Source organism: Methylophilus sp. Leaf414, from assembly GCF_001425425.1.
Lineage (GTDB): Bacteria > Pseudomonadota > Gammaproteobacteria > Burkholderiales > Methylophilaceae > Methylophilus.
This window is the reverse complement of the sequence record NZ_LMQQ01000004.1, coordinates 115,693-128,200: the sequence shown is the minus strand read 5'-3', so window position 1 is coordinate 128,200 and position 12,508 is coordinate 115,693. Positions and strand designations below refer to the sequence as shown.

At 48.2% G+C, this 12,508-nt stretch carries 12 protein-coding genes; 7 read left to right on the top strand and 5 right to left on the bottom strand.

From position 1 onward, the window contains the following. Positions 1 to 16: 16 nt before the first annotated feature. Positions 17 to 1,123, top strand: a complete 1,107-nt coding sequence (locus ASG24_RS09685) for an NADH:flavin oxidoreductase/NADH oxidase (protein WP_055870761.1) — start codon at positions 17 to 19, stop codon at positions 1,121 to 1,123. Between the two features lie 196 nt (positions 1,124 to 1,319). On the opposite strand, the gene ASG24_RS09680 is transcribed toward ASG24_RS09685, so the two are convergent. After that, complete coding sequence (locus tag ASG24_RS09680; protein ID WP_055870758.1) at positions 1,320 to 1,931, bottom strand: TetR/AcrR family transcriptional regulator; 612 nt, start codon at positions 1,929 to 1,931, stop codon at positions 1,320 to 1,322. Positions 1,932 to 2,070: 139 nt separating this feature from the next. On the opposite strand from ASG24_RS09680, the gene ASG24_RS09675 reads away from it, so the two are divergent. Genes ASG24_RS09675 through ASG24_RS09660 form a run of 4 tightly spaced genes read left to right on the top strand, consistent with a single transcriptional unit; the run spans position 2,071 to position 6,681 of the window. Continuing rightward, positions 2,071 to 2,976 carry an alpha/beta fold hydrolase gene (locus ASG24_RS09675; protein ID WP_055870755.1) on the top strand — a complete coding sequence of 302 codons (906 nt, stop codon included), beginning with the start codon at positions 2,071 to 2,073 and terminating at the stop codon, positions 2,974 to 2,976. Between the two features lie 57 nt (positions 2,977 to 3,033). Then, the gene (locus tag ASG24_RS09670; protein WP_055870752.1) at positions 3,034 to 4,458 is read left to right on the top strand and encodes an MFS transporter; all 1,425 of its coding nucleotides are present in this window, start codon (positions 3,034 to 3,036) and stop codon (positions 4,456 to 4,458) included. Between the two features lie 37 nt (positions 4,459 to 4,495). Continuing rightward, positions 4,496 to 5,764, top strand: coding sequence for a beta-ketoacyl-ACP synthase II (gene fabF, locus ASG24_RS09665; protein ID WP_055870749.1), 1,269 nt, complete (start codon positions 4,496 to 4,498; stop codon positions 5,762 to 5,764). Between the two features lie 59 nt (positions 5,765 to 5,823). Beyond that, positions 5,824 to 6,681: an alpha/beta fold hydrolase gene (locus ASG24_RS09660; RefSeq protein ID WP_055870747.1), complete on the top strand. Its 858-nt coding sequence runs from the start codon at positions 5,824 to 5,826 to the stop codon at positions 6,679 to 6,681. 28 nt (positions 6,682 to 6,709) lie between these two features. Here ASG24_RS09660 and ASG24_RS09655 read toward each other — a convergent pair whose 3' ends face one another. Beyond that, positions 6,710 to 7,363 carry an HAD family phosphatase gene (locus ASG24_RS09655; RefSeq protein ID WP_055870744.1) on the bottom strand — a complete coding sequence of 218 codons (654 nt, stop codon included), beginning with the start codon at positions 7,361 to 7,363 and terminating at the stop codon, positions 6,710 to 6,712. A 239-nt stretch (positions 7,364 to 7,602) separates the two neighbouring features. On the opposite strand from ASG24_RS09655, the gene ASG24_RS09650 reads away from it, so the two are divergent. Continuing rightward, positions 7,603 to 8,079 carry a CBS domain-containing protein gene (locus ASG24_RS09650; protein WP_055870741.1) on the top strand — a complete coding sequence of 159 codons (477 nt, stop codon included), beginning with the start codon at positions 7,603 to 7,605 and terminating at the stop codon, positions 8,077 to 8,079. Positions 8,080 to 8,116: 37 nt separating this feature from the next. Next, the gene (locus tag ASG24_RS09645) at positions 8,117 to 8,596 is read left to right on the top strand and encodes an acyloxyacyl hydrolase (protein ID WP_055870740.1); all 480 of its coding nucleotides are present in this window, start codon (positions 8,117 to 8,119) and stop codon (positions 8,594 to 8,596) included. A gap of 94 nt (positions 8,597 to 8,690) precedes the next feature. Here the strand turns inward: ASG24_RS09645 and ASG24_RS14670 are convergent, their stop codons facing one another. The 3 genes from ASG24_RS14670 to ASG24_RS09635 all read right to left on the bottom strand — a co-directional run bounded on the left by ASG24_RS14670 (position 8,691) and on the right by ASG24_RS09635 (position 12,507). Next, positions 8,691 to 8,834 (bottom strand): hypothetical protein, encoded by a 144-nt coding sequence (locus ASG24_RS14670; protein ID WP_156376548.1) that lies wholly within the window; start codon positions 8,832 to 8,834, stop codon positions 8,691 to 8,693. 170 nt (positions 8,835 to 9,004) lie between these two features. Beyond that, complete coding sequence (locus tag ASG24_RS09640) at positions 9,005 to 10,285, bottom strand: cytochrome c (RefSeq protein ID WP_055870737.1); 1,281 nt, start codon at positions 10,283 to 10,285, stop codon at positions 9,005 to 9,007. A 5-nt stretch (positions 10,286 to 10,290) separates the two neighbouring features. After that, positions 10,291 to 12,507: a xanthine dehydrogenase family protein molybdopterin-binding subunit gene (locus ASG24_RS09635; protein WP_055870734.1), complete on the bottom strand. Its 2,217-nt coding sequence runs from the start codon at positions 12,505 to 12,507 to the stop codon at positions 10,291 to 10,293. Position 12,508 lies beyond the last annotated feature (1 nt).

The following is a 12,508-nucleotide window of genomic DNA, read 5'->3' as shown; positions in this document are numbered from 1 at the left end:
AAGTAAAAGGACTCCTATGGCTGACTTATTTTCAAGCTACCAGTTAAAAGACGTAACGCTCAGAAACCGCATTGCCATCCCGCCGATGTGCCAGTACATGGCTGAAGATGGTGTAGTGAATGACTGGCACCTTGCCCATTACACCAGCCTGGCACGCGGTGGTAGTGGCCTGGTGATTGTAGAAGCTACCGGCGTCGCGCCGGAAGGCCGCATCACGCCGGGATGTTTAGGCATCTGGAATGATGCCCAGGCAGAAAAACTGCGCGAGATCGCGGCAGCTATCAAGGCGGCTGGCGCAGTGCCCGGCATCCAGATTGCGCATGCCGGACGTAAAGCCAGTGCCAACAAACCGTGGGAAGGCGACGACCATATTCCTGAAAACGACCCGCGCGCATGGCAAACCATAGGTGCTTCGCCGATTGCCTTTGGCGGTGACCTGCCACGGGTGCCTAAAGAAATGACCATCGCTGACATTACCCGAGTAAAGAACGACTTTGCTGCTGCTGCCAAACGTGCGCTGGATGCAGGATTTGAATGGCTGGAAATCCATTTTGCCCATGGTTACCTGGGACAAAGCTTTACTTCAGCACACTCTAACCAGCGCACGGATATTTACGGCGGCAGTTTTGAAAACCGTTCACGCTTTACTATTGAAACACTGGAAGCCATTCGTGAAGTCTGGCCGGAAAACCTGCCACTCACCGCACGATTTGGTGTGATTGAATATGATGGTAAAGATGAAGAAACCCTGAGCGAATCCATTCAACTGGTCAAAGCCTGGAAACAGCGCGGACTGGATATGCTGAGTGTCAGTGTAGGCTTCACCATTCCGGAAACGAATATTCCCTGGGGACCGGCATTCCTGGCACCGGTTGCGCAGCGCGTGCGTAATGAAGCCGGTATTCCGGTGTCATCCGCCTGGGGTTTTGGTGCGCCCACATTGGCAGATAATGCGATTCGCAATGAAGAACTGGATTTAGCCATGATAGGCCGCGCGCATCTGGAAAACCCGCATTGGCCTTATTTTGCGGCAAAAGCATTGAATCAGGAAAACGCAGCCTGGGTATTGCCTGCACCATATGCGCACTGGCTGGCTCGTTACAGAAGCCCGACTGAGTCTTAATACACACTCTCAGTTCTTGTTTAATAAACCTGCCATTCGGCAGGTTTATTTTTTCCGGGTATCAAGCTCATTTAGATTTCTCAACCTTCAAGCCTGATCATGGCTCTGTAGCTACCTGGCTGTATTTATTATTATTCGCATCAGCGGTGTGGTTATTTACTTAATCAGACCTTCGAAGATTCATATATTGATGTAATTACTTTGCTTTTGGCCAGGCACTTAAAGCCAAGTCAGCAATTGCCTTTAACTCGTCATTAGAAGCGCCACTGGTCGCCTGCACCGACATGCCCTGGTGCAAGGTTGCAAGATACTTCGCCAACGCATGCGGGTCGGCGTCACTTAATAAGTCACCATCCAGTTTAGCCTGCTCAAAACGTTTGGTCAGCAAGTTTTCATAAGCGTTTCTATATTGTATAAGCACTTTTTTCACCATCTCGGCACTTTCGCCGCCGGATAACGCGCCCTGCACAATCATGCAACCTTTGGGATGAGAAGGCTGGGTTAAAAAATCAGCTGCTTCATATAGAAAACGCTTAGCCACGGCATACGAGGTAGGTTCATTGATTACATCCCTCACAAACGCCACCGGGCCGGTGGTGTATTTTGATAATGCCTTCATAAACAACTCTTCTTTATTACCGAAGGCTGCATACAAACTGGGCTTATTGACGCCTAAAGCTTCAGTCAGTTCAGCGAGCGATGCACCTTCATAACCTCTTTGCCAGAAAATCTGCAGGGCCTTATCAAGTGCCTCATCCATATCAAACACCCGTGGACGCCCTCGTAATTTCTTGGTCTCGGTAGTCATACTTAAGCCTTTCAAATAAATAATATACCAATTGTTACAAAAAAAGATTGACAAGGCAAGTGTTGCTGAATATTATTTATATACCAAACGGTATTAAATAAAAACTTTTATCCAAATCGTATTAAAAAAGGAGCTGTTTATGCACAAATTTATCAAATCATTATTATTAATTGCCACTACATTTTCAATTGTAGAGCCTGGCATTGCCTCGGCAGCAGACAAACTTGAAACTGCTCCTACCCAATTTTTAGAAACCAATGGCGTTAAATTCTCCTATCGCGCATTAGGCCCTAAAACAGGAACGCCTTTAGTATTCCTGCAACACTTTACCGGCACCATGGACGCATGGGATCCGGCTGTGGTGAATGCCTTTGCAAAAACAAGGCCGGTAGTGGTCTTTAATAACCGGGGTGTGGGCGCTACTAATGGTGTCGTTGCTGATAATGTCGCACAAATGACCACTGACGGTTATGCGTTTATCCAGGCGCTCGGTTACAAAAAAGTAGACCTGTTGGGATTTTCACTGGGCGGGTTCGTTGCACAAGAACTGGCTGCGCAACATCCGGAACTCATCCATAAAGTCATTCTTGCCGGAACGACACATCAAGGCGGTGGTAACAATCTCATGAAGGTGCTTAACGAGGCATTTTCGAGAGCTAACGCACCTGACCCGCGTGATTACCTGTTCTTCTCGCAAAGCGATGCCGGCAAAAAAGCGGGCGCTGAATTTTTGTCCCGTGTTTATGCCAGGACCAAAGACCGTGACCCTGAGAGTGGTAAAGACATTGCCGATGCGCATGGCAAAGCGCTGATCGTATGGACCAGCACGCCGGATCCGGAATACAAAACACTTACCGCCATCCAGCAACCGGTACTGGTGGTGACCGGAAGCAATGACACCATGTTGGACACTGCAGGTTCGATCACACTCTACAAACACATTAAAAATGCGCAATTAGTGCTTTACCCGGACTCAAACCACGGCTCTATTTTTCAGTATCACGACAGCTTCGTTAACACAGCCAACTATTTCCTGAGTCATTAGTTACAAAAGCCACCAGCAGTGGTGGCTTGTTTCATTCATGATGGATACGAGAAAAATATGACGACCACTGAAGCAACATACAGCCCGCCGGACAAAGCCACGCATAATGGATGGCGCGTGTTTGCGATTGCCTGTATCGCCATTTTTATGGTGTCGCTGGATACCACCATTCTGTATGCAGGCTTCAGCAATATCCTGCGTAGCTTCCCGGGCGCAACCGCCGCCGATTTATCCTGGGCGATGAATGCCTACTCGATTGTATATGCGGCCATGCTCATTCCAGCCGGGGGGATCGCAGATAAATTCGGCAGGAAAAAAATATTTATGCTGGGTGTGTTGCTGTTTGTCAGCGCCTCATTTGCCTGCGGCGCCTCACCCAATGTCGGCTTTCTGATCGTTGCCCGGATAGTGCAATCCATAGGCGCATGTTTGCTATCCCCCGCTGCGCTGGCCATTGTGCTTGAGGCTTTCCCAAGGGAAAAACGCATGGTCGTCATGGGCGCCTGGGGGGCGGTGGGCGCTTTGGCAGCGGCCCTGGGTCCAGGGATAGGTTCATTGATTATTGACATAGGCGGCTGGCAGTGGGCATTTTTTATCAATATCCCGATTGGCCTATTTTGTATCTGGCAAAGCGCCTCTTCGTTGCAAGAGTCGATCCAGCCCAGGGATAAATTACGCCTGGATTGGGTAGGCATACTGCAACTGATGACGGGCGTCGGTGCGATTGCTTTCGGCCTTGTCGAGCTTAACTCTATTCACTGGTCTGCTGTAGAACTGCTTAGTATTGTAGTTCTCGGCATGGCCCTGTTACTCAGTTACATCCCTTGGGCAAAGTCTAACCCTGAGCCATTATTCGAGTTAGGCCTGCTCAAGAGCGACACCTTCCTGTTTGCCAATATTGCCGGGTTTATATTTGCCATCGCCTTTGCCATTATGTTTTTTTCATTCTTTTTCTGGATGAAGAATATCTGGCACTTTAGCCAGTCGATGGCTGGCACTTCTATCATGCCAGGCCCATTAACGGTGGTACCGACTGCGATTCTTTCAGGCAAGCTTGCCTCAAAAATCGGCCATAGACCTTTATTGATTACCGGCACCATCACCTATGCCTTGAGTGGCTTGTGGTTCATGCTGGTACCAGATGCCAGCCCTGACTACCTGACTGAGTGGTTACCAGGATTAATATTGAGCGGCTTATCGGTAGGCCTGGTGATCCCTTCGTTATCCGCAGCCTCCGTATTTGGTTTACCCGCCAAAGATTATGCAGTAGGTAGCGCCATTAATCATGCCGTGCGCCAGATAGGCACAGTCATTGGCGTTTCGCTCACCGTGCTGTTACTAGCCAAAGCAGAATTACAGATTGCGGACTTTCACCACATTTATGCCATTCATATCACGCTGGCGCTGATCACCGGCTTACTGTGTTTTCCGATCAATACGCATCCAAAACAATTACTAGTGAAAACAAGCGGCACTATTTGACACCCGTTAATGTTGAAAAGTTATTAAGGTCATTATTATGAAAAGAATTGTTATTACCGGAATGGGCGTGGTCAGCCCGCTAGGCACAGGTGTTGAATTAGCCTGGAAGCATTTACTGGAAGGAAAATCCGGCATCTCAACGTTGCCAGATATCTTGGCAGAAGGCAGCCCGGTCAATATTGCCGGCTGGGTAAAACCATTAGAGACTGATCCGGTTTTTGGGCTGGATTTATCACAGCATATCAGCGCCAAGGAGTTGCGCAGGATAGACAGGTTTATTCAGTTTGCGCTGATCGCGGCAGAAGAAGCGGTTCATCAGGCACAATGGCATCCAAAGAATGATGCTGAAAGCGAACGCACCGCCACGATTATCGCCTCGGGCATTGGCGGCTTTCCGGCCATCGCACAGGCAGTCCGCAAAGGCGAGCAGGAAGGCGTTGAGCGCTTATCCCCTTTTACCATTCCGTCATTCCTGGTGAACCTCGCCGCTGGCCAGATAGCGCTAAAACATCAATTCAAGGGGCCGCTGGGCGCACCGGTCACCGCGTGTGCAGCAGGCGTGCAGGCGATTGGCGATGCTGCCAGGCTAATCCATGCGAATGAAGCTGACATTGTCATTTGCGGTGGTGCCGAAGCCTGTATCGACAAAGTAAGCCTGGGCGGCTTTGCTGCAGCCAAAGCGCTGAGTAGCCGGTATGCAGATACCCCCGAGCAAGCCTCAAGGCCATTTGATCAGGACCGGGATGGATTCGTCATGGGCGAAGGCGCCGGTATTCTGGTGATTGAATCCTATGAACATGCCATGGCAAGAGGTGCCACGCCAATTGCCGAATTGGTCGGTTACGGCACCACTTCGGATGCCTACCACATCACCTCCAGCCCGGAAGATGGTTCCGGTGCGGCGCGGGCAATGTCGATAGCCTTGAATCAGGCAGGATTAACACCCGCTGCAATTGATCACATCAATGCGCATGCCACCTCTACCCCTGTCGGTGATGCAGGTGAACTGGCAGCGATCAAGCGTGTATTTGGAACTCAGGATGCCCCAGTGATCAGTGCCACCAAATCTTCTACAGGTCACTTACTGGGTGCAGCGGGCGGGCTGGAAGCTATCTTCACCATTAAAGCCATTCAAACCCAATACTGCCCGCCAACTATTAATCTTGAGAAAGCTGACGAACGCGCCAGTGGACTGACTATTGTCGGCCAACAACCTCTAGTCAAGAACATTGACTATGCCTTATCCAATGGCTTTGGCTTCGGCGGCGTCAATGCGTCAGTGATTTTCAAACGCTTCTATTTTTAACAGTCGCACGCTTTACCAACAACGTGGCAATTAACCAACCAATCAATAGGGGAAACTAAATGAACTACGCACCAAAAGACTTGAAATTTAATGGTGAAGAACGCTTCATCAAGCTGGCTAATGGAGAAACCGTACGTGTGATAAAAACCGGCCAGGGCGCGCCGCTGTTACTGATGCACACCATACGCACGCAGATTGAGTTTTTTAGCGAGATGATCCCATTTTATGCAAATAACTACACTGTTTATGCCGTCGACTTGCCTGGGCACGGCCTGTCATCCATTAACAAATCCATCAATTATGATGAACCTTATTTGAGGAATGCATTGATTGAAGTCATCAACCAGTTAGGACTAAACAACCTGACGCTGGTCGGCGAGTCTATCGGTGCAACGCTCGCACTCACCATCGCAGCCACCCTGCCGGAGAAAATCAAGCAGGTGTTTGCCGTCAATACTTATGACTATGAAACCCGGTATGCCGATGGCATCCGTCGTGGCAACTTTATTGCTAACTTCATATTGTGGAATTATTCCATTCCTGTGCATGGTGCCATCTTTGCTGCGTTAGAAAACCGCTTTTTCTTGAGCCTGGTGATGAATGGTGGCGTGACCAATATCAAGAGAATACCGACCTGGCTAATGAAACTATTTGATCAGACAGGTCACAGGCCAGGTTATAAGTTTCTTGGCAGAAATATCCTGAAAAACTGGCGAAGCTGGTCTAAAGCATCTGAGCTTTACGCGCAGGTGAAATGCCCGGTCATTTTGGTATATGGCGAGTTTGATTGGTCAACCCAGCAGGAAAGATCGCGTACATTAAATCAGTTACCTGCTGCCACATTGCAGACAATTGCCGGTGCCGGGCATTTTCTCAGCATTGATAACCCGGAGGCGCTTAAATTGGTTTTCAAATAAGTGTTAAATTGGCTGTTGGCTAAGCCGCTCAGCCATATGTTTGTTCAATTAACCCTTTTAAATCATTCATATCGCCGAATGTTTTTGACGCGCCGGCATTGATGAGTTTCTCTGCAGGGAAAGTGCCGGTATAACCGAACACATTCATTCCCGCAGCCACTGCGGCAGTGACGCCTATATGCGTGTCTTCTATGACCAGAACATTCTCGGGAGACACGCCATTCGCTTTGGCTGCATGCAAGTAAATATCGGGCGCTGGTTTCGGTGCGGCAACCAGGCTGGAAGTAAAAATCTTTCCATCAAACCTGTTAAAAAGTGTTGTCTTTTTGAGCATCAAACGTACTTTTTCTGGTGAGCTATTTGAAGCCAGGCAGAATGGTACATTGAGATCATCAATCGCTTTTTCAACATTTTTGATTGCTTTCAAATCTCGCTCCAGCGCCTCTATACTCATGGCATTGAATGATTTGAAAAAGTCATCCGGGAGTGTGAAATTGTGATGCTGATATAAAAGCGCTTTGACTACGCTCATGCCACTGCCTACATATTTGGCGACAAACTCTTCGTGTGGAATTGATAGACCATAACCTTGCAAGATATCTAAAAATATTTGATTAGTGATGGGCTCGCTGTCCACCAGTACACCATCACAATCAAAGATGACTAATTTTAATGCTTTCATTGCCTTCATTTCCCATCAATCCGCTAAAGATCTAAGTCCGACAAATCCTACATCAATAGCAGTGAATGCCTGATAAATTTAATAATCCTGTTTGATTATTCTGCAACCGTTGGGACCGAAAGTGGAAGCTATATAGGATTCCCGTGTTTGGTTACCGGCACCGCGGTAGTTCCTGAGGAGCTACCGCATCCATGTCCACAGTACGCCCAGATTAATATCATAGTAAAAGGACTAAAAAAATGATGATTAGCCAATGGATGACCTCTCAGGTTGCTACCGCCTCCCCTCAAGATTCTCTCAAATTTGCTGCACAACTCATGGAAGAAAATGATTTCGATGCGATACCCGTTTGTGAAAACGGCCGTTTGGTTGGCATGCTTTCAATCAGAGATATCGCGATGAAAGCAATTGCCAACGGACGATCCCTCGAAGAAACTAAAGTTGCGCAGTGCATGGCTGTTGAGGCGAAATATGTGTTTGCTGATCAGGCCACGTCGTATGTCATCAACTTTATGATTGAGCAGCAGCTCAAAAGTTTGCTGGTATTAGACAGGGATTACGAATTAGTTGGCATCGTCTGCCTCGAAGACCTGGATATCTCCAACAAGATCACAGGTTCCTTTAGTATCAAAAATAAAGCCCCTATAGAAGTTGTCACGTCTCAATGGCAAAAACCTAGTACCCATAAAAATTACCAGAACCTGGTTCAGGCCTAGACTTATTGATTAACACTTAAACCTGAGTTAAAAAATAATGAAAAAAATCACTCTATTCGCACTCGCTTTTGTACTTACCAATTCTTTTAATACTAATGCTGACACCCTGGGTTTTGCGGTAGGTAGTTATGATTTCGATGGATCCCGTTCTTCGACTGATTTTCGTGTTGATTATGAATATGATACTTCAGTCATCGTCGATCATTTAAAACCATGGCTAGGCGTGCAAGCGACCACCGATGGTTCGCTGTGGCTAGGCGGCGGCGTGTTGTATGATTGGCAGTTTGCTGATACCTGGCACCTGAAGCCTGGTTTGGGTGTGGGGTATTACAGTCGCGGAAGCAGTGATCTCGACTTGGGGCATCCGGTTGAGTTCCGTTCACAGCTCGAGATTGCAAAAGATATCAATGCACAAAATAGCCTAGGTTTGGCAGTCAGCCACTTGTCCAACGCCGATTTGGATGATAGAAATCCTGGTGTAGAAGTGCTGAGCTTGTACTGGCACTACAACTTCTAAGCCCAAGCGCTCTAAGTAGAAATTTTCACCTTTCAGTTCATAAGCAAAAAGCCCCGGTTTCCCGGGGCTTTTTCATCAGATGATTGATTTCAGCTTAATCTGTATTGACATCATCACTGTCCTGGTCTGCTGTAGATTTCAGATCCGGGTTATTGATCACCTCTGGGCTCAAGAGGTTAGAATCAGATCCATCCTGGTTATTAATAATTTCTGGATTCAGAATATCTGGATTAGCCATATTTAACTCCTAGGTTATTGGTCAGAGGTTTTCCCCTAACACACAGGATATGGAAGTTTCTGTTAGCTGCTTATCAGAAAAAGTCTGATAAGCGCGTAAGAATCATCCTTGATTATGCCTCCCCCATACCTTTGCGACACTGAGCTTTATTCATTCAAGCAAAGTCATCATCAATGGGCAGAAGGTGGCATCTTACGAATTTTGGCCACCTGTTTGGCATCAGTCGCATCCAGATTGTGATTCCAACCCTTTTGCATAAAAGTCACCAACTGGGCAACCTCTGTATCATTCAGTATATGGCGGAATTTTGGCATATTGTACGGAGCTGCAACACCCTGCGGTTTTAGCTGGGGCGAGCCGTTCAGGATGACATTAATCAATGAAGATGGGTCCGGATCCATCACTGCCGGATTTCCGGCAAGCGGTGATAAATAAGGAGCGACACCCTGACCATTCTGGCTATGACAGGCAGCACAATATTGTTGATATAACTTGGCACCGGGATACTTTTCTGGCTCTTTGAATTGCGCTAGCGTAGCAGAGGGGTCGTATTTATAAGGCTTTTGGCCTTTATCATCTGAGCCTTTTATTGTTTTCAAATAGCTGGCCATTCCGGTTAAGTCTTGAAGCGTCATGCCTTCTGTACTGTTATTGATCACGGGGGTCATGGTACCAAAAGCTGAACTATGCTGATTAGCGCCTGATTTGAGGTAAACAACAATGTCGCTTTCTGACCATCGGCCTAGGCCGGTGTTATGGTCGCCGCGTAAGTTGGTCGCAGACCAGCCTTCGAGTGTTTCACCACTTAAAAATTTACCTGATTCATGGGTAAGCCCTTTTTCCTGAAATGCCAAGCCACGGGGAGTATGGCAAGCGCCACAATGTCCTAACCCCTGCACAAGATAAGCTCCACGATTCCAGTTTGCATCCTTGTCAGGATCAGGTTTGTATGTCTCTTTATCCAGAAAAATTGCATTCCAGATTGCCAACGGAAACCGGTAATTCAAGGGCCATGGAATTTCACTGGCTTTGTTTGCCTGCCGCACAGGTTTGACGCCATGTTTAAAGTACAGATACAGGTAATGAATGTCAGTATCACTGACTTTGGCATAAGAAGGATACGGCATGGCCGGATACAGATGGTGGCCATCTTTTGCCACACCACGACGTAGCGCTTTGGCAAAATCAGATTCCGTATATTTACCTATGCCGGTTTCAGGGTCTGGAGTGATATTCGTAGTGTAAATGGCGCCAACCGGGGTAAGCATGGGTAGCCCTCCGGCAAAGTCTTTACCATGTGGGGCTGTATGGCAGGATACACAGTCGCCCACCCGCGCAAGGTATTCTCCCCTTTTTATATCTGCCGGACTGATGGCAAAGACATTCAGGGAAAAACTGAAAGCGATGATGGTGGCGCATATGTTCATCAAACCTGATGTTATCTTCATCATGGCTCCTATGCTTGTAGTTGGTTGCCAATTGGCAGTTTACGGATGCGTTTTCCGGTTGCCGAGAACACCGCATTTGCCAAGGCAGCACCAATAGCCGCCGTACCTGGTTCACCGATGCCACCAGGCGCTTCGGCGCTTTTAATCAAATGGATATCAAACACGGGCGCTTCATTGATGCGCATTACACGATAGTCATTAAAGTTGGTTTGTTCCACACGTCCATTTTTGATGGTGATTTCGTTGTAGAGCACAGCACTGAGACCAAATATCACGCCGCCTTCAATTTGGGCTAATACCGTATTGGGATTAACCGTCAACCCGCAATCCACCGCGCATACCACTTTATCTACTTTGACTTCACCCTGTGGGTTTACAGTGATTTCTACTATCATCGCCAGGTAGCTGCCGAAGGCGTGCATGACAGAAACGCCACGACCTTTTCCTTTTGCCAACGGCTTGCCCCAGTCACTTTTGCTTACAGCAAGTTGCAAAGCGTTTTTCAGCCTTGGAGTTTTATTCAACAGTTCAAGACGGTATTTGACCGGGTCGACTTTAGCCAAGGCTGCCAGTTCATCGATAAAACTCTCGACCACAAAAGTACCCCGGGTAGGGCCTACGCCCCGCCAGAATGCCGTGGGTACGTCGCGGGGTTCAACACGCACATAATCGACATACAGATTAGGCAATTCATAAGGAGGGTCAGCAGACACTTCTACTGCATCAGGATCCACACCATTTTTGACTGCTGGCGGTGCAAATCTCGCCATGACTGAAGAACCTACAATCCGGTGCGACCAGGAAACGGGTTTGCCTTTCGCGTCCAGGCCCGCTGAAATACGATCAAAGTAATAGGGCCGGAACATATCGTGCTGGATATCTTCTTCGCGTGTCCAGATGACCTTGACTGGCCCTTTGACTTGCTTGGCGATTTTGACAGCTTGCACGACACCATCGAACTCCAGCCTTCTGCCAAAACCGCCCCCAATCAGGAAGTTATGCAGTCTGACTTTTTCAACGGGAATACCTAGCGTTTTTGCAGCCATTCCCTGCGCAAAAGTCGGTATCTGGGTGCCTACCCAGATGTCGCAACCTGAAGCGCCGACTTCTACCGTGCAGTTCATGGGTTCCATCGTGGCATGTGCCAGAAATGGTTGCTCATATTCCACACTCAGGGTTTTATCGGCTTTTTTAAATGCACTGGCGGCATTACCTTCTTTTTTGGCAACCGCGCCTGGTTTTTTGGATGCATCCCGCAAATCCTGGATCAGATCACCCGTTTTCACTGCAGTGCTTTTACCTTCATCCCATTTGATTTCTAGCGCACCTAAGCCGCGCTTGGCCGCCCAGGTATGAATGCCAATCACGGCAACAGCATTATCCACCTTGACCACCTGAAGGACTCCAGGCATCTTCAAGGCACGACTATCATCCACGCTAATCAGCTTTCCACCGAACACCGGGCTGGTGGCGATTACTGCGTACTTCACTTTGTCCGGATGCGCATCAATACCAAATTTGGCCAGACCATTTACTTTATCGGGGGTATCTAATCTTTTGGCCGAGGTACCGATGACTTTGAAATCTTTGGGGTCTTTGAGAGCAACTTTAGTGGGGACAGGTAATGCACTGGCAACTTTTACCAGTTCACCATAACCCAATTTTCGACCTGACGCTTCATGATAGATCACACCTGACCTGGCTTGGCAGGTAGATTCATCTACTTTCCATTTCTGGGCGGCAGCAGTCACCAGCAGTGAGCGGCAAACAGCCCCAGCCTGGCGCAGCGGATCCCACATTGCACGGATAGAAGTTGACCCGCCTGTGACTTGTGCGCCCAGCATCGCATCTCCATAAAGCTTGTCATTCGGCGGGGCATGCTCCAGCTTCACCGTTTGCACATCGACTTCAAGCTCCTCAGCCAGCAACATGGGCAGTGAGGTATAGACACCCTGGCCCATTTCAACCTTGGGCATGATCATGGTGACTTCACCATTAGTATCAATCTTGATGAAGGCATTCGGCGCTAACAAATTCTTGCCAGCCTCAAGCTCATCATACGACTGTGTTTGTTTACCCTGGCTCAAGGCGGGCATACTGATACTGAGCACCATACCACCCGCTGTTGTGGCACTAACCGAGGCGGCAAACTTGAGGAAATTTCTGCGTGGAGGATTGGCAACAATATATTTATCGGCCAGGCCCTGAATTAATCCTTGCGACATA

Excerpts from the sequence above, each read along its gene's own strand:
- fabF (WP_055870749.1), top strand. The coding sequence starts at position 4,496 with ATGAAAAGAATTGTTATTACCGGAATGGGCGTGGTCAGCCCGCTAGGC.
- ASG24_RS09680 (WP_055870758.1), bottom strand. The coding sequence starts at position 1,931 with ATGACTACCGAGACCAAGAAATTACGAGGGCGTCCACGGGTGTTTGAT.
- ASG24_RS14670 (WP_156376548.1), bottom strand. The coding sequence starts at position 8,834 with ATGGCTAATCCAGATATTCTGAATCCAGAAATTATTAATAACCAGGAT.
- ASG24_RS09635 (WP_055870734.1), bottom strand. The coding sequence starts at position 12,507 with ATGTCGCAAGGATTAATTCAGGGCCTGGCCGATAAATATATTGTTGCC.
- ASG24_RS09660 (WP_055870747.1), top strand. The coding sequence starts at position 5,824 with ATGAACTACGCACCAAAAGACTTGAAATTTAATGGTGAAGAACGCTTC.
- ASG24_RS09650 (WP_055870741.1), top strand. The coding sequence starts at position 7,603 with ATGATGATTAGCCAATGGATGACCTCTCAGGTTGCTACCGCCTCCCCT.
- ASG24_RS09670 (WP_055870752.1), top strand. The coding sequence starts at position 3,034 with ATGACGACCACTGAAGCAACATACAGCCCGCCGGACAAAGCCACGCAT.
- ASG24_RS09645 (WP_055870740.1), top strand. The coding sequence starts at position 8,117 with ATGAAAAAAATCACTCTATTCGCACTCGCTTTTGTACTTACCAATTCT.
- ASG24_RS09675 (WP_055870755.1), top strand. The coding sequence starts at position 2,071 with ATGCACAAATTTATCAAATCATTATTATTAATTGCCACTACATTTTCA.
- ASG24_RS09640 (WP_055870737.1), bottom strand. The coding sequence starts at position 10,285 with ATGATGAAGATAACATCAGGTTTGATGAACATATGCGCCACCATCATC.
- ASG24_RS09655 (WP_055870744.1), bottom strand. The coding sequence starts at position 7,363 with ATGAAAGCATTAAAATTAGTCATCTTTGATTGTGATGGTGTACTGGTG.
- ASG24_RS09685 (WP_055870761.1), top strand. The coding sequence starts at position 17 with ATGGCTGACTTATTTTCAAGCTACCAGTTAAAAGACGTAACGCTCAGA.